15 protein-coding genes are annotated in these 15945 nt (G+C 73.0%); 5 read left to right on the top strand and 10 right to left on the bottom strand.

Going from position 1 to position 15945, the window contains the following annotated elements:
- Positions 1-109: 109 nt before the first annotated feature.
- The 3 genes from IE180_RS02805 to IE180_RS02795 all read right to left on the bottom strand — a co-directional run bounded on the left by IE180_RS02805 (position 110) and on the right by IE180_RS02795 (position 3644).
- Positions 110-1762: a phospho-sugar mutase gene (locus IE180_RS02805; RefSeq protein WP_190155101.1), complete on the bottom strand. Its 1653-nt coding sequence runs from the start codon at positions 1760-1762 to the stop codon at positions 110-112.
- A gap of 443 nt (positions 1763-2205) precedes the next feature.
- Entirely contained in the window at positions 2206-3009 is an 804-nt protein-coding gene (locus IE180_RS02800) for a purine-nucleoside phosphorylase (RefSeq protein ID WP_030687411.1), read from the bottom strand.
- A 197-nt stretch (positions 3010-3206) separates the two neighbouring features.
- A complete protein-coding gene (locus tag IE180_RS02795) occupies positions 3207-3644 on the bottom strand; it encodes a gamma-glutamylcyclotransferase family protein (protein WP_190155100.1) in 438 nt (145 codons plus the stop codon).
- A gap of 282 nt (positions 3645-3926) precedes the next feature.
- Here IE180_RS02795 and IE180_RS02790 point away from each other — a divergent pair, with 282 nt between their 5' ends.
- Both IE180_RS02790 and IE180_RS02785 read left to right on the top strand, forming a co-directional pair.
- On the top strand, positions 3927-5366 hold the full coding sequence (locus tag IE180_RS02790) for an NAD(P)H-quinone dehydrogenase (protein ID WP_190155099.1): 1440 nt from the start codon (positions 3927-3929) through the stop codon (positions 5364-5366).
- A 225-nt stretch (positions 5367-5591) separates the two neighbouring features.
- Positions 5592-6518, top strand: a complete 927-nt coding sequence (locus IE180_RS02785) for a DeoR/GlpR family DNA-binding transcription regulator (protein WP_190155222.1) — start codon at positions 5592-5594, stop codon at positions 6516-6518.
- Positions 6519-6635: 117 nt separating this feature from the next.
- Here IE180_RS02785 and IE180_RS02780 read toward each other — a convergent pair whose 3' ends face one another.
- Both IE180_RS02780 and IE180_RS02775 read right to left on the bottom strand, forming a co-directional pair.
- Positions 6636-7181, bottom strand: a complete 546-nt coding sequence (locus IE180_RS02780; RefSeq protein WP_190155098.1) for a TetR/AcrR family transcriptional regulator — start codon at positions 7179-7181, stop codon at positions 6636-6638.
- Between the two features lie 78 nt (positions 7182-7259).
- Positions 7260-9014, bottom strand: coding sequence for an acetyl/propionyl/methylcrotonyl-CoA carboxylase subunit alpha (locus IE180_RS02775; RefSeq protein WP_190155097.1), 1755 nt, complete (start codon positions 9012-9014; stop codon positions 7260-7262).
- Between the two features lie 384 nt (positions 9015-9398).
- On the opposite strand from IE180_RS02775, the gene IE180_RS02770 reads away from it, so the two are divergent.
- Positions 9399-9836: a hypothetical protein gene (locus tag IE180_RS02770; protein ID WP_229860254.1), complete on the top strand. Its 438-nt coding sequence runs from the start codon at positions 9399-9401 to the stop codon at positions 9834-9836.
- 15 nt (positions 9837-9851) lie between these two features.
- On the opposite strand, the gene IE180_RS02765 is transcribed toward IE180_RS02770, so the two are convergent.
- The 3 genes from IE180_RS02765 to IE180_RS02760 all read right to left on the bottom strand — a co-directional run bounded on the left by IE180_RS02765 (position 9852) and on the right by IE180_RS02760 (position 11526).
- On the bottom strand, positions 9852-10457 hold the full coding sequence (locus IE180_RS02765; protein ID WP_190155095.1) for a nucleoside triphosphate pyrophosphatase: 606 nt from the start codon (positions 10455-10457) through the stop codon (positions 9852-9854).
- A 180-nt stretch (positions 10458-10637) separates the two neighbouring features.
- On the bottom strand, positions 10638-10766 hold the full coding sequence (gene mmpB, locus IE180_RS37070) for a morphogenic membrane protein MmpB (protein ID WP_093874383.1): 129 nt from the start codon (positions 10764-10766) through the stop codon (positions 10638-10640).
- Positions 10767-10857: 91 nt separating this feature from the next.
- Positions 10858-11526: a TetR/AcrR family transcriptional regulator gene (locus IE180_RS02760; RefSeq protein ID WP_373302646.1), complete on the bottom strand. Its 669-nt coding sequence runs from the start codon at positions 11524-11526 to the stop codon at positions 10858-10860.
- A 37-nt stretch (positions 11527-11563) separates the two neighbouring features.
- Between IE180_RS02760 and IE180_RS02755 the strand changes: the two genes are divergently transcribed.
- The gene (locus IE180_RS02755; protein WP_190155093.1) at positions 11564-12976 is read left to right on the top strand and encodes an MFS transporter; all 1413 of its coding nucleotides are present in this window, start codon (positions 11564-11566) and stop codon (positions 12974-12976) included.
- Positions 12977-13044: 68 nt separating this feature from the next.
- Here IE180_RS02755 and IE180_RS02750 read toward each other — a convergent pair whose 3' ends face one another.
- Both IE180_RS02750 and IE180_RS02745 read right to left on the bottom strand, forming a co-directional pair.
- Positions 13045-13257, bottom strand: a complete 213-nt coding sequence (locus IE180_RS02750; protein ID WP_190155092.1) for an acyl-CoA carboxylase epsilon subunit — start codon at positions 13255-13257, stop codon at positions 13045-13047.
- A gap of 26 nt (positions 13258-13283) precedes the next feature.
- Positions 13284-14888 carry an acyl-CoA carboxylase subunit beta gene (locus IE180_RS02745; RefSeq protein ID WP_190155091.1) on the bottom strand — a complete coding sequence of 535 codons (1605 nt, stop codon included), beginning with the start codon at positions 14886-14888 and terminating at the stop codon, positions 13284-13286.
- Positions 14889-15022: 134 nt separating this feature from the next.
- Here IE180_RS02745 and IE180_RS02740 point away from each other — a divergent pair, with 134 nt between their 5' ends.
- Positions 15023-15868, top strand: a complete 846-nt coding sequence (locus tag IE180_RS02740; RefSeq protein WP_190155090.1) for a biotin--[acetyl-CoA-carboxylase] ligase — start codon at positions 15023-15025, stop codon at positions 15866-15868.
- The last annotated feature ends 77 nt before the right edge of the window (positions 15869-15945 follow it).

The following is a 15945-nucleotide window of genomic DNA, read 5'->3' as shown; positions in this document are numbered from 1 at the left end:
TCCAAGGGCCCGGATCAAAGAGCCGCGCACGCCGAAGGGCCGGTACGGAATCGCTTCCGCACCGGCCCTTCCGCGTACCCCCGCATCCGCGTGCTCGCGGACCCGCGTCCTACAGCCCGGCGGCCTCGGACAGGTCCCGCTTGATCGCGGCCAGCAGCTCCGCGGCCGTCGCGCGGGCCGCCGTCAGTTCGCTCGCGTCGGCCACCGGGACGACGACCTCCAGGTAGCACTTGAGCTTGGGCTCGGTGCCGCTCGGGCGGACGATCACCCGGGCCCTGTAGTCGCCCTCCAGGTGGTAGCGCAGCCCGTCCGTCGGCGGCAGGGACTCCGTGCCCTTGGTCAGGTCCTCGGCCGAGACGACCGTCAGACCGGCCAGCCGCACCGGGGGCCTCCCGCGCAGCGCGGCCATCGCGTCCGCGATGATCCCCAGGTCCTCGACCCGCACCGACAGCTGGTCCGTGGCGTGCAGCCCGTGCGCCACCGCCAGGTCGTCGAGCAGGTCGGTGAGCGTCCGGCCCTGCTCCTTGAGGACCGAGGCCAGCTCGGTGACGAGCAGCGCCGCGGTGATGCCGTCCTTGTCGCGGACGCCCTCCGGGTCGACGCAGTAGCCGAGGGCCTCCTCGTAGCCGTACCGCAGGCCGTCGACGCGGGCGATCCACTTGAAGCCGGTCAGCGTCTCCTCGTGGCCGACGCCCGCCGCCTCGGCGATGCGGCCGAGCAGCGAGGACGACACGATCGACTCGGCGAACACGCCGGTGGCGCCCTTGTGCACCAGGTGCGCGGCGAGCAGCGCGCCCACCTCGTCGCCGCGGAGCATCCGCCAGCCGCCGTCGACGGAGGCGTCCGGCACGGCCACGGCGCAGCGGTCGGCGTCGGGGTCGTTGGCGATCACGATGTCGGGATCCACGGCGCGGGCGGCCTCGAAGGCCAGGTCCATGGCGCCCGGCTCCTCCGGGTTGGGGAAGGCGACCGTCGGGAAGGCCGGGTCCGGGTCGGCCTGCTCGGCGACGAGCGCGGGGGGCGGGAAGCCGGCCCGGCCGAAGGCGGCCGTCAGGACCTCCTTGCCGACGCCGTGCATGGCCGTGTAGACGGTCCGCGCGGTACGGGGGGAGCCGGGGGTCAGGACGGCGTCCGTGCGCTCCAGGTAGGCGTCCAGGACCTCGTCGCCCAGCGTCTCCCAGCCCTCGGCGGGGCGCGGCACGTCGTCCAGCGAGCGGACCGCGGCGATCTCGGCGGCGATCTCCGCGTCGGCCGGCGGAACGATCTGCGAGCCGTCGCCCAGGTAGACCTTGTAGCCGTTGTCGCGCGGCGGGTTGTGGCTGGCGGTCACCTCGACGCCGGCGACGGCGCCCAGGTGCCTTATGGCGTACGCGAGGACGGGAGTCGGCAGCGGGCGGGGGAGCAGCGCGGCGCGCAGCCCGGCGCCCGTCATCACGGCGGCGGTGTCCCGGGCGAAGTCGGCCGACTTGTAGCGGGCGTCGTAGCCGATGACGACGAGACCGCCGGTCTCGCCCTTCGCCTTCAGGTACGCGGCGAGGCCGGCGGCGGCCCGGATGACGACCGAGCGGTTCATCCGCATGGGCCCGGCGCCGAGCTCACCGCGGAGGCCGGCGGTGCCGAACTGCAGGGTGCCGCCGAAGCGGACGGCGAGCTCGTCGGTGGCGTTGCGGTCGAGGAGCGCGGCGAGTTCGTCGCGGGTCTCCTGGTCGGGGTCCTCGGCGAGCCACGCCTGGGCCCGGGCGAGGAGGTCGTCCTGCGTCACGGTGGTGTGCCTTTCGGGGTTGCGGGCGGGAGGGGAGCGGTGCGGGCCGGTGGGATCCGGTGCCGGTGCGGGGCCCGAGCCGCTGCGCGGAGCCTTCCCCCACCCCGCCCCTTCCCGAAACTGGGGGCGGGCCCCCGGCCCCCGTACGGCCTGCGGCCCTGCCCTCGGACCTCTCCCCCGCGCCTGGCGGCGCGGGGGAGGGTCCCCGAGCGGGCTGTTCTCCGCCCGTCGGGCGGAAGCTTCGGCCCCACCGGCGTGTGAGGCGCGGGGTCCAGGGCGGAGTCCCGGTCCGGGAAGGGGAGGGGCGGGGGAGGCAGCCCCGCGCGGCGGCCCGGCGAGCAGGACGCCCGGCGAGCCGGACGGCCCCTGAGGTCGGAGGCGCCGCAGCGCTCCGGAGCCCGGTCGGCCCCTGGGGCCGACCGGTGCGGGGAACGTCGGGGAACTCAGATCCGGTCGAGGACCCGCGTCAGCAGCTCGCCCATCCGCGCCGCCGAGTCGCGCCCCGCCTGGAGCACCTCCTCGTGGTTCAGCGGCTCGCCCGAGAGTCCCGCCGCCAGGTTGGTGACGAGGGAGATGCCGAGGACCTCGGCGCCGGCCTCGCGGGCGGCGATGGCCTCCAGGACGGTGGACATGCCGACGAGGTCGCCGCCCATGACGCGGACCATGTTGATCTCGGCCGGGGTCTCGTAGTGCGGGCCGGGGAACTGGACGTACACGCCCTCCTCCAGCGTCTCGTCGACCTCCTTGCACAGCGCGCGCAGGCGCGGCGAGTACAGGTCGGTGAGGTCGACGAAGTTCGCGCCGACGATCGGGGAGGCGGCCGTCAGGTTGATGTGGTCGCTGATGAGGACCGGCTGGCCGGGGCGCATGCCCTCGCGGAGACCGCCGCAGCCGTTGGTCAGGACGACGGTCTTGCAGCCGGCGGCGACGGCGGTGCGGACGCCGTGGGCGACGGAGGCGACGCCCCGGCCCTCGTAGAAGTGGGTGCGGCCGAGGAAGACCAGCGCGCGCTTCTCACCGATCTTGTACGAGCGGACCTTGCCGCCGTGGCCCTCGACGGCCGGCGGCGGGAAGCCGGGGAGCTCGGTCACCGGGAACTCGGCCTCGGGGGCGCCGAGGGCGTCGACGGCGGGCGCCCAGCCGGAGCCCATGACCAGGGCGACGTCGTGGTTCTCGACACCGGTCAGCTCGCGAAGACGTGCGGCAGCGGCCTCGGCGGCCTCGTACGGGGTGGCAGTTGCGTTCACTGACTCTCTCGCCTCGGGGAGGGGGGTCCGAGGGGAACCCCGGACGGATTTGGTACGCGAAGCAGCGTAGCCGGAGAATTCCTACGCGCGTAGATGACGGTGCTGACGGACATGCGATCGTTGTCTTGTCGTTTCCGACGAACGGCGGAAATAGGCCACCCGGACGGACGGACAGGCCCTCGCCGGGGCGGTCCGGATCAGCAGGGGCGCTTGCGCAACTCCATCACGTAGTCGTGCGGCGCGCCCGCCGACTCGGCCGCGTCGGCGACCTCGCCCAGGTACCGCGCGGACGGCAGCCCGCCCTCGTACGCGTTGAGGACGTACACCCAGGCCGGCTCCTCGCCCTCCAGGGTGTGCACCCGCACCCGCATCCGCCGGTAGATGTCGAGGCCCACGCCCTCCCACCGGTCCATGGACTCCTCGTCCATCGGCGCGATGTCGTACAGCGCCACGAAGACCTGGGAGCGCGGGGCCTCCACGATCGTGGCCAGCGCTCCCTCCCAGCCCATCTGCTCGCCGCCGAAGGTGAGCCGCCAGCCGTTCAGCCAGCCGGTGCCGCGCAGCGGGGAGTGCGGTGCGCGGCGGCTCATCAGCCGCGCGTCGAGGTTGCCGGCGAAAGCGGCGTAGAGCGACATGGGACCGAGAGTACGGGAGGGGACGGGGTGCCCGGCGAAATCCGAGGTGGAGGCCCGGGGCGGGGCCCTCCGGGCCCCGTGGCGCGCCCCTCCGTCCCCGCGGCGCCCCGCCCCGGGGCCCTCCGGGCGTTCGCGCGTCCCTTCGGCGGGCCCCGGCGCGAGGCCGGACGGGGAGTGCGGGAGAATGGGTCACGCACCTGAAGCGTGCGGGACAATGGCGTACGCACTGCATCCCAGCGGGGGGACCCCCCGGCAGAACGAGAGCGCGAGGCGTAGATCCCAGTGACCCGGATCGTGATCATCGGCGGCGGACCCGGCGGATACGAGGCGGCCCTGGTGGGCGCCCAACTCGGCGCGGAGGTGACCGTCGTCGACACCGACGGGCTCGGCGGCGCCTCCGTCCTGACCGACTGCGTCCCGTCCAAGACCCTGATCGCCACCGCCGAGGTGATGACCACCTTCGACTCCTCCTACGAGGAGCTGGGCATCATCGTCGCGGACGACACCCCGCACGTCGAGCAGGCCGCCCGGGTCGTCGGCGTGGACCTCGGCAAGGTGAACCGACGGGTGAAGCGCCTCGCGCTCGCCCAGTCCCACGACATCACCGCCTCCGTCACCCGGGCCGGCGCCCGCGTCCTGCGCGGCCGCGGCCGGCTGGACGGGCGGCAGGCGATGGACGGCTCCCGCCAGGTGGTCGTCACCGCCGCCGACGGCACCGAGGAGACGCTGACCGCCGACGCGGTGCTGATCGCGACCGGCGGCCACCCGCGCGAGGTGCCCGACGCCAAGCCGGACGGCGAGCGCATCCTGAACTGGACCCAGGTCTACGACCTGAAGGAGCTCCCCGAGGAGCTCATCGTGGTCGGCTCCGGCGTCACCGGCGCCGAGTTCGCCGGCGCCTACCAGGCGCTCGGCTCCCGGGTCACCCTCGTCTCCTCCCGCGACCGCGTCCTGCCCGGCGAGGACCCGGACGCCGCCGCCGTCCTGGAGGACGTCTTCCGGCGCCGCGGCATGAACGTCATGGCCCGCTCCCGCGCCGAGTCCGCGAAGCGGGTCGGCGACCGCGTCGAGGTCACGCTCTCCGACGGCCGGGTCATCTCCGGCACCCACTGCCTGATGGCGGTCGGCGCGATCCCGAACTCGGCCGGAATGGGCCTGGAGGAGGCCGGGGTCAAGCTGAAGGACTCCGGTCACATCTGGACCGACAAGGTCTCCCGTACGACCGCCCCCGGCGTCTACGCGGCCGGCGACGTCACGGGCGTCTTCGCGCTCGCCTCGGTCGCCGCCATGCAGGGCCGGATCGCGATGTACCACTTCCTCGGCGACGCGGTGGCCCCGCTCAACCTGAAGACGGTCTCCTCGAACGTCTTCACCGACCCCGAGATCGCCACCGTCGGCTACACCCAGGCCGACGTGGACGCGGGCAAGATCGACGCCAAGGTCGTCAAGCTGCCGCTGCTGCGCAACCCCCGCGCGAAGATGCAGGGCATCCGGGACGGCTTCGTGAAGATCTTCTGCCGTCCGGGCACCGGCATCGTGGTCGGCGGCTGTGTCGTCGCGCCGAAGGCGAGCGAACTGATCCATCCGATCTCGATCGCGGTCGACAACAATCTGACGGTCGAACAGATCGCAAATGCTTTCACCGTGTACCCCTCCCTGTCGGGCTCGATCGCGGAAGTGGCACGGCAGTTGCACACCCGAAAGGTGACCGGCGAGGCCTGAGGCCCCGCCCCGCGCGGGCTCCGGCCTGCGGGAACGGTTCGCCGACTCGGACAACCCCCGGCAATCCCGGGCATAGAACGATCAACGACGGGGTCTCCCATACCACTTGGAGACCCCGTCCGTGCGCATCTTCTGCAATTCGGCGCATAGTGCTGAAAACTATCGGCCGGTCACGTTACTGTCAGTTTCGTGTTCGCTGCAGAACGTCGCCAGTTGATCCTCGAAATGGTGCGAGCCAATGGGGCCGTGTCGCTCCGCGAGCTCGCCCGCGTCGTCCAGACCTCGGAAGTGACCGTACGGAGAGACGTACGGGCCCTGGAGGCAGAAGGACTCCTCGACCGCCGTCACGGCGGTGCGGTGTTGCCGGGTGGATTCACGCGAGAATCCGGCTTCCCGCAGAAATCCCATCTCGCCACGGCGGAGAAGACGGCCATCGCCGACGTCGCCGCGAGCCTCGTAGAAGAGGGCGAGGCCATCGTGGTCGGCGCCGGGACGACCACCCAGGAGCTGGCCCGCCGGCTCGCCCGCGTGCCCGGTCTGACCGTCGTCACCAACTCCCTGCTCGTCGCCCAGGCCCTCGCCCACGCCAACCGGGTCGAGGTCGTCATGACCGGCGGAACCCTGCGCGGCTCCAACTACGCCCTCGTGGGCAGCGGGGCCGAGCAGTCGCTCCAGGGACTCCGGGTCTCCCGGGCCTTCCTCTCCGGCAGCGGTCTGACCGCCGAGCGGGGCCTGTCCACCTCCAACATGCTCTCCGCGAGCGTGGACCGGGCGCTCGTGCAGGCGGCGGCCGAGGTCGTGGTCCTCGCCGACCACACCAAGCTCGGCTCCGACACCATGTTCCAGACGGTGCCGACGGACGTCATCACCCATCTGGTGACCGACGAGCCCCCCGCCCACGACGAGCGGGCCGCCACCGAGCTCCAGGCCCTCGCCGACCAGGGCGTGCAGATCGCCGTCGCCGGTACGGGGGCGGCGTCCGGCCCCGCCGGCGGTGAGCAGCTCCCCCCGGGCGCCCGGCCCCGCCGTGACATGCCGCTCCCCGTCCAGCGCGGGCGGATGGCGGCCGGTCAGTTCCGGGGGCCGGGCGGCGCGATGGCCGCGGAGACGCTGGAGCGCACGGCCCGGGTCGCGGACATGCGCCGCCGCTGAAGCCGCCGAAGCCGCCGAAGCGTCCGAAGCGCCCGAGGGACCCTCCCCCAGGGGTCCCACGCCGTCCCTCGAAAAGCCGGCCCCTCCGTTCGGCTCTCCGGGTCCCGGTTCTCGACCTCAGTTCTTGAGTCCCCGAAGCGTCAGCGCGAGCAGGCGGTCCGCCAGAAGCGCGTCCTCCGGGCACTGCTCCGCCGCCAGCGCGATCGCGTTGGTCAGCTGCATCAGGTCGCCGATCGACACGTCGGCGCGCACCTGCCCCGCCTCCCGGGCCCGTTCGAGCAGCCGCTCGCCCGCCGCACGCAGCGGGTCGCTGCACCGCGCCAGGGCCGAACTCCGGTCGTGCGAGGCGGACATCAGCGCGTGCGCCAGCCCCCGGTACTCGCCCGCGTGGGCGATCAGCGCCCGCAGCCACTCCACCAGGGCACGGCACGGCGCGTCCGCCTCCGCCAAATCCCGCGAGCGGTCCAGCAGTTCGGCCAGTGCTTCCTGGAAGACCGCGTTCAGCAGGTCCGCACGGGTGGGGAAGTGACGGTAGAGGGTGCCGATCCCCACGCCCGCGCGGCGCGCGACCTCCTCCAGGGGTGCGTCCGCGCCCTGTTCCGCGAAGGCGGCGCGGGCTTCGATGAGCAGTCGCTCGTGGTTGCGGCGTGCGTCGGCGCGCATGGGCGGAAGAGATCCCCTCGACGAAGGGCCCGCAGGCGGCTGCCTGCGGGCCCTTCGTACCGTACTGGTCGCGACGGATCAGTCCTTGATGTCGCAGATGGTGGCGCCGGAGGTGACGGAGGCGCCGACCTCGGCACTGAGGCCCTTGACGGTGCCGGAGCGGTGGGCGTTGAGGGGCTGCTCCATCTTCATGGCCTCCAGGACGACGATCAGGTCGCCCTCCTTGACCTCCTGGCCCTCCTCGACCGCGACCTTCACGATCGTGCCCTGCATCGGGGATGCGAGGGTGTCGCCCGAGGCGGTGGGGCCGGACTTCTTGGCCGCCCGCCGCTTCGGCTTCGCACCGGCCGCCAGACCCGTGCGGGCCAGGGTCATGCCGAGCGAGGACGGCAGGGAGACCTCCAGGCGCTTGCCGCCGACCTCGACGACGATCGTCTCGCGGCCCGCCTCGTCCTCGTCCGCCTCGGCGCCGGCCGGGGCGAACGGCTTGATCTCGTTGACGAACTCCGTCTCGATCCAGCGGGTGTGGATGCGGAAGGGGTCGGCGGTGAAGTCGGGGTCGACCACGACGGCCCGGTGGAACGGGATCGCGGTGGCCATGCCCTCGACCTTGAACTCCGCCAGGGCGCGCGCGGCGCGCTGGAGCGCCTGCTCGCGGGTGGCGCCGGTGATGACCAGCTTGGCCAGCAGCGAGTCCCAGGCCGGGCCGATGACCGAGCCGGACTCCACGCCCGCGTCGAGGCGGACGCCCGGGCCGGTGGGCGGGGAGAAGAGCGTGACGGTACCGGGGGCGGGCAGGAAGTTGCGGCCCGGGTCCTCGCCGTTGATGCGGAACTCGAAGGAGTGACCGCGGATCTCCGGGTCGCCGTAGCCGAGCTCCTCGCCGTCGGCGATGCGGAACATCTCGCGGACCAGGTCGATGCCCGTGACCTCCTCGGTCACCGGGTGCTCGACCTGCAGACGGGTGTTGACCTCCAGGAAGGAGATCGTGCCGTCGAGGCCGACGAGGAACTCGACCGTGCCGGCGCCGACGTAGCCGGCCTCCTTCAGGATCGCCTTCGACGCCGCGTACAGCTGCTCGTTCTGCTCCTGGGTCAGGAACGGCGCGGGGGCCTCCTCGACCAGCTTCTGGTGACGGCGCTGCAGCGAGCAGTCACGCGTGGAGACGACGACCACGTTGCCGTGGGTGTCGGCCAGGCACTGGGTCTCGACGTGACGGGGCTTGTCGAGGTAGCGCTCGACGAAGCACTCGCCCCGGCCGAAGGCCGCGACCGCCTCGCGGACGGCGGAGTCGTACAGCTCCGGGACCTCTTCGAGGGTGCGGGCGACCTTCAGACCGCGGCCGCCGCCGCCGAACGCGGCCTTGATGGCGATCGGCAGGCCGTGCTCCTCGGCGAACGCCACGACCTCCTCGGCGCCCGAGACCGGGTCCGGGGTGCCGGCGACCAGCGGGGCGCCGGCGCGCTGCGCGATGTGACGGGCGGCGACCTTGTCGCCCAGGTCCCGGATCGCCTGCGGCGGCGGGCCGATCCACGTCAGGCCGGCGTCCAGGACCGCCTGCGCGAACTCCGCGTTCTCGGAGAGGAACCCGTAGCCGGGGTGGACCGCGTCCGCACCCGAGTCCTTCGCGGCCTGCAGGACCTTGGCGATGTCCAGGTAGCTGGTGGCCGGAGTGTCACCGCCCAGAGCGAACGCCTCGTCGGCCGCCCGGACGTGCAGAGCGTCCCGGTCCGGATCGGCGTACACGGCCACGCTGCCGATACCCGCGTCCCGGCACGCCCGGGCCACACGGACAGCGATTTCGCCACGGTTGGCGATGAGCACCTTGCGCACGATGGCTCCCTCCTTGAAACAAGCTGAGTTTAGGGACTGCCGACACGGCCCTTCGACCCATCCCCAGTGGTGAGCTTGCCCACACGGAGCGTGACCACGGGCCCGCTCGGGTCGTGAATTCCCTTGTCGCACCACGGTACGCAGGGTTCCTTGACGGCACAGTAGCTCCGGGGTGTGGCGCAGGTCTCTGTTCGTGCGGCCAGGGGCCGTTCGGGTTTCTTTGTGGAGTCCCTACGAATGGCTCAACGATTCTTTGCCGGGCCGCCCGTCAGCTTCCCGCCGTCTCCCGCCGTGTACGAACCCTTGTCCGAGGGTTTACCGGCCAGTAGCCTTCGCGCTGTCGACCGTACTGCCGGTAACAGGTGAAGCCAGGGGGTGGCCGAGGTGGCCCGCAGACCGATAGCGCTCGTGACGGCCGCGGTGCTCTTGCTCGAAGTGCCCGGCATCGTCGCCGTCAACGCCGTCCTGGCGGGCTTCCTGGAGGCCCAGTCGATGTCCCTCGCCGGCATGGACCCCGACGCCATGGTCAACGGCATCTGGGGCCTCGGCATCGCCTCCGGCGCCGCCCTCGTCCTCTGCGCCCTGGTCGCCCTCCTCGCGGGCGTCCGCGACCGCCGCCCGGGCCGCTTCGGCCGGGCGCTCCTCGTCGGCTGCGCGATCGTCCACGGCCTCCTCGGCGCGGTCGCCGTCGGCCTCCTCGGCTGGGGCGCCTTCGCCTTCCTCATGACCGTGCTCGGACTGGTCGTCCTCACCCTGGTGGCGTACGGCGAGGGGTACGCGAAGGGCGCCGACGCCCCCGAGGAGGCGCCGGCGTCCGCGTAGCGTCCTTACGGGCCGTCAGGCCCAGAGGTCGGTGATCTCGACGTCCAGCTTGCGCAGGAGCCGGCGCAGGAGCGGCAGGGACAGGCCGATCACGTTGCCCGGGTCGCCGTCGATGCCGTCGATGAACGGCGCCGAGCGGCCGTCCAGGGTGAACGCGCCCGCCACGTGGAGCGGTTCGCCGCTCGCCACGTACGCGGCGATCTCCTCGTCCGTCGGCTCGCCGAAGCGGACCACGGTGGAGGCCGTCGCCGACTCGAAGCGCTTGGCGGCCGTGTCGTAGACGCAGTGACCGGTCTGGAGGATGCCGACCCGGCCGCGCATCGCCTTCCAGCGGGCGGTGGCCTCCTCGGCGTCGGCCGGCTTGCCGAGGGCCTGCTTGTCGAGCTCCAGGACCGAGTCGCAGCCGATGACGAGCGCGCCGAACGCCTCGGGCCGGGCGGCGACATGGGCGGCCTTCGCCTCCGCGAGGGCGAGCGCGAGCTCGGCCGGCGTCGGGGCGTGGACCTTGTCCTCGTCGACGCCGCTCACGATCACCTCGGGGGCGAGTCCGGCCTGCCGGAGCAGGCCGAGCCGGGCGGGGGAGGCGGAGGCGAGTACGACACGGCGCGGATCAGCAGTCATGGGGGCAGCGTAGCCAGTGGCGGGGCGCGCACGCGCGCGTGGCTCGGTCCGTGCGTCCGGGGGCTCTCGGTCCGCGCGTCGGGGGGTGGGGTGCGCGCGTGGCGGGGGCGTTCGCGTGCGCGCGTGGCCGGATCGTTCGCGTCCGTGCGCGTGGCCGGTCGTTCGCGTGCGCGCGCGTCGTCAGCGGGCGCTGGCCACGAACATCGCCACCACCATCGCCAGCGCCAGCAGCACGCCTGTGCGGCGGAGCATCGCCTGCATGTCGCGCAGGAACTTCGGCGGCTGGTTCTTCGGGTCGGACCACAGCATGCCTTCGATCCTGCGGGCGGGGCGTGCGGGACGCCTGAGTACGGATACTCAGGCGTCCCGGTGCGGAAGGACTAATTCGCGTCCGTCCGCCTCATGACCGCACGAACACCCCGTCCCGCGCGGCCGCGAGCGCGGCCGCCACCGCCCGTTCGGCGACGGCCGCGTCGAGCTCCTCGCGGGTGACCGCGAAGCGGTAGTAGAGCGGCGCGGAGACGGCGCGGAGCAGCTCCACGGGGTCCGTCCCCGCCGGGACCTCGCCGCGCGCCGCGCCCTTGGCGACGGCGGGGGCCCATTCGGCGAGCCGGGTGCGGTAGAAGCCGGCGAGGGCGCGGGCGCACTCCTCGTCGCAGGCCGCGGCGGCGATGACCGCGCGGAAGACGGCGCCCATGCGGGGGTCGGTGAGGGTGGCCCGGACGAGCTCGGCGTTGGCCCGCAGGTCGCCCGCGAGGCCGCCGGTGTCGGAGGCGGGGAGCGACTGCTCGGCCATGTCGTGCAGGAGGTCGGTGACCAGGCCGACGGGGGAGCCCCAGCGGCGGTAGACGGTGGTCTTGCCGACGCCGGCGGCCGCGGCGATCCGGTCCATGTTGAGGGCGTGGAAGCCGGTGTCGGCGAGGGCCTCCAGGGTGGCGTCGAGGACCGCCCGGCGGACCTTGGCGGTGCGGCCGCCGGGGCGCGTGGTGCCGGGCGTGGCCGGTCGGCTCTCAGTCAAACGGGTCTCCTGTTCCATTAATGCCATCGACTCTGTTACGGTACGGGACATCTTAACGGAACTAGTTTCCCATTAAGGGGTTGAACGCATGACCGCCCTCGATCTCCCCCCGTCCCCGTCCGCCGCCGCCCCCACGGACCCCGCCGGAACCCGGATGACCGGACGGATGCGGCTCGTCCTCGTCGTCCTCCTCCTCGCCCAGTTCATGCTGGCCGTCGACTTCTCGATCCTGAACGTCGCCCTGCCCGTCATCGGCCAGGGACTCGGCTTCACCCTCGGCGGCCTCCAGTGGATCGCCACCGCCTTCGCCCTCGCCGCCGCCGGATTCACCCTCCTCTTCGGGCGCGTCGCCGACCTGGTCGGACGCCGCCGCCTCTTCCTCGGCGGCATGGCCCTCCTCGGCGCCTCCTCCCTCGCGGGAGGCCTCGCCACCGGCCCCGAGGTCCTCATGGCCGCCCGCGTCGCCCAGGGCCTCGCGACCGCCGCCGTCACCCCCGCCGGGCTCTCCCTGCTCACCTCCTCCTTCTCCGAGGGCCCGCTGCGGGCCAGGGCGCTGGGGCTGAACGGCGCCCTCATGTCCGCGGGCTTCACCACCGGCGCGATCCTCGGCGGCGTCCTCACCGACCTGCTCTCCTGGCGCTGGGCCTTCCTCGTCAACGTCCCGGTCGCCCTCGCCGTGCTCCTCGTCGCCCCCGCCGTCCTGAAGGAGAGCCGCCCCGCCGTCCGGCCCCGCCTCGACGTGCCCGGCGCCGCCACCGCCACCGGCGGACTCCTCGCCCTCGTCCACGGCCTGACCCGCACCGGCGAGCACGGCTGGACCGACCCCACGGCGCTCACCGCCCTCACCGCCGGCGCCGCGCTCCTCGCCGCCTTCGTCCTCGTCGAACGGCGGGCCGCCTCGCCCCTCGTCCCGATCCACGTCCTGAAGCGCCGCACGGTCGTCTGGGGCAACCTCGCCGGGCTCGTCGCCTTCGTCACCGAGACCTCCCTGGTCTTCCTGATGACCCTGTACCTCCAGGACGTCCTGGGCTTCTCCCCGCTCGCCGCCGGGCTCTCCTTCGGGGTCCTCGGCGCCGGCACGGTCCTCGGCGGAGTGGCCGCCCCGCGCTTCATCGGACGCTTCGGCTCCCGCGCCGCCCTCGTCTCCGGCGGACTCCTCCAGGCCGCCGCCACGCTCGCCCTGTACGGGCTCGGCGACGACCGGGGCGGCCTCGCGCTGCTGCTCGCCGCGACCTTCGCCGGCGGCGTCGGCAACATGCTCGCGATCGTCGGCTTCATGGTCACCGCCACCTCCGGCATCCCCGACGGCGAACAGGGGACGGCGACCGGGCTCGCGACCATGACCCAGCAGATCGGCATCACCATGGGCACGCCGGTCATGAGCGCCGTCGTCGTCACCGCACCCGTGCTCCTCGACGGCATCGGCCGGGCGGTCCTCGTCAACGCGGCGGTCGTGGCCGCCGGAGCGGTGCTCTCCGGCCTCTTCCTGCGTCGCGCGTGACCGGCCCCGGGCACGCGAAAGGCCGGACCTCCCGCACAAGGGGTCCGGCCTTCCGTCTGCCGCGACGGCTACACGGGCCAGTAGGACCGCGCCCAGGCCCGCGGGCCCGGCCGCTGCCGCACCGCCCGCGCGATGCGGGAGGGATCCGACCACTCCTCCGGCACCGCCGGGCCGCCCGCCTCGGCGGACGCCGCCGCCGTGGCCGCGGCCCGGGCTTGGACCACCGCCAGTGCGGCGGCCAACTCCTCCGGGGTCGGGTTGCCTCGTACGACCTTGATCATGTCGGCTCCTTGAGGGTCCGGACGGGCTAGAGCGGGATGTTGCCGTGCTTCTTCGGAGGCAGGGATTCCCGCTTCGTGCGGAGCTGACGCAGGCCCTTCACGATCTGCGGGCGCGTGTCCGACGGCAGGATCACGCCGTCGATGTAGCCGCGCTCGGCCGCCGTGTACGGGTTGAGCAGGGTGTCCTCGTACTCCCGGATGAGCCGGGCGCGGACCGCCTCCACGTCCTCGCCGTTCGCCTCCGCCTCCGCGATCGTCCGGCGGTGCAGGATGTTCACCGCGCCCTGCGCGCCCATGACCGCGATCTGCGCCGTCGGCCACGCCAGGTTCAGGTCGGCGCCCAGGTGCTTGGAGCCCATGACGTCGTACGCGCCGCCGAAGGCCTTCCGGGTGATGACCGTGATCAGCGGGACCGTCGCCTCCGCGTACGCGTAGATCAGCTTCGCGCCGCGCCGGATGATGCCGCCGTACTCCTGGTCCACGCCCGGCAGGAAGCCCGGCACGTCCACGAACGTCAGCACCGGGATGTTGAAGGCGTCGCACGTGCGGACGAAGCGCGCGGCCTTCTCCGAGGCGTCGATGTCCAGGCAGCCGGCGAACTGCATCGGCTGGTTGGCGACCACGCCCACCGGGAAGCCCTCGACCCGGCCGAAGCCGGTCACGATGTTCGGCGCGAACAGCGACTGCGTCTCCAGGAACTCGCCGTCGTCGAGGACGTGCTCGATGACCTTGTGCATGTCGTACGGCTGGTTCGCCGAGTCCGGGATCAGCGTGTCGAGCTCCCGGTCCTCGTCCGTCACCCCGGTCTCCGCGACCTCCGGGAAGGCCGGCGGCTCCGAGAGGTTGTTCGACGGGAGGTACGAGAGAAGGGACTTGACGTACTCGATCGCGTCCTTCTCGTCACCCGCCAGGTGGTGCGCCACGCCGGACGTCGAGTTGTGCGTCCGGGCGCCGCCCAGCTCCTCGAAGCCCACGTCCTCGCCGGTCACCGTCTTGATGACGTCCGGTCCCGTGATGAACATGTGCGAGGTCTGGTCCACCATCACCGTGAAGTCGGTGATCGCGGGGGAGTACACCGCGCCGCCCGCGGCCGGGCCGACGATCAGGGAGATCTGCGGGATCACCCCGGAGGCGTGCGTGTTGCGGCGGAAGATCTCGCCGTACATGCCGAGCGCGCTCACGCCCTCCTGGATGCGGGCGCCGCCGGAGTCGTTGATGCCGATGACCGGGCAGCCCGTCTTCAGCGCGAAGTCCATCACCTTGATGATCTTCTGGCCGTACGTCTCGCCCAGCGCGCCGCCGAAGACCGTGAAGTCCTGCGAGAACACGGCGACCGGACGGCCGTCGACCGTGCCGTAGCCGGTGACGACACCGTCCCCGTACGGCCGGTTCTTCTCCAGGCCGAAGTTGGTCGAGCGGTGCCGGGCCAGCTCGTCCAGCTCCACGAACGAGTCCTCGTCCAGGAGGAGGGCGATCCGTTCGCGCGCGGTCAGCTTGCCCTTGGCGTGCTGCTTCTCCACGGCGCGCTCCGAGCCGGCGTGCGTGGCCTCGTCGATACGGCGCTTGAGGTCCGCGATCTTGCCCGCGGTCGTGTGAATGTCGATCTCGTACTGCTCTGCCGGCTCGGACATCGGGATGCGGCTCCCTGCCTGGTCACGGGGGGTTCGTTGACTACGAATGGGCTACTGCTGGCCTACTGATCCGTAGAGTATCGACGGCGATACGGTTCGGCACTGCGGTCTTTGCCACACCTAGTCTGGCTTGCATGACGACCTCCCAAGGCTCCGGCGGACCCTGGTCCGACCTCGACAGGCCCCCGCTGAACGCCCCCGCGCTGCGCCGCGCGCTCGTCCTGCCCGACGGCCTGTGGACCTCCCTCGACGTGGTCACCAGCACCGGCTCCACCAACAGCGACCTCGCCGCCCGGGCCGACGAACTGCCCGAAGGCGCGGTGCTCGTGGCCGAGGAGCAGACCTCGGGCCGCGGCCGGCTCGACCGCACCTGGACCGCGCCCGCCCGCTCCGGGCTCTTCCTCTCCGTCCTCCTCAAGCCCGCCGTGCCCGTCCACCGCTGGGGCTGGCTCCCCCTGCTCGCCGGCGTGGCCGCCGCCACCGGCCTCGCGAAGGCCGCCGGCGTCGACACCTCCCTCAAGTGGCCCAACGACCTCCTGGTTTCCGTCGCGGGCGAGGAACGCAAGGCCGGCGGTATCCTCGCCGAGCGGGCCGGCGCCGACGCCGTCGTCGTCGGCCTCGGCATCAACGTCACCCTCCGCGAGGACGAGCTGCCCGTCCCGGCGGCCGGCTCCCTCCTCCTCGCCGACGCGGTCTCCACCGACCGCGACACCCTCCTGCGGGCCGTCCTGCGCTCCCTGGAGCAGTGGTACGGCGACTGGGTGCGGGCCGACGGCGACCCCGCCGCCTCCGGCCTCCAGACGGCCTACGCGGCCGGCTGCGCCACCCTCGGCCGCCGCGTCCGCGCCGAGCTGCCGGGCGAGCGCGTGCTGGAGGGCGAGGCCGTCGCCCTGGACGGCGACGGCCGCCTGGTCGTCGCCACGGAAGGCGGCGGCACGGAAGCGGTGGGAGCGGGCGACATCGTCCACCTGAGGACGTGACCCCCGCCGGCGCGGACCCCGTGCCGCCCCGGTGCGGGCATGCGCTCCGCGCCGTGCGGGCAGTCGTTCCGCGCGGG

This window comes from Streptomyces litmocidini, assembly GCF_014649755.1.
Classification (GTDB): Bacteria; Actinomycetota; Actinomycetes; order Streptomycetales; family Streptomycetaceae; genus Streptomyces; species Streptomyces litmocidini.
This window is presented reverse-complemented; position numbering and strand designations above follow the sequence as displayed.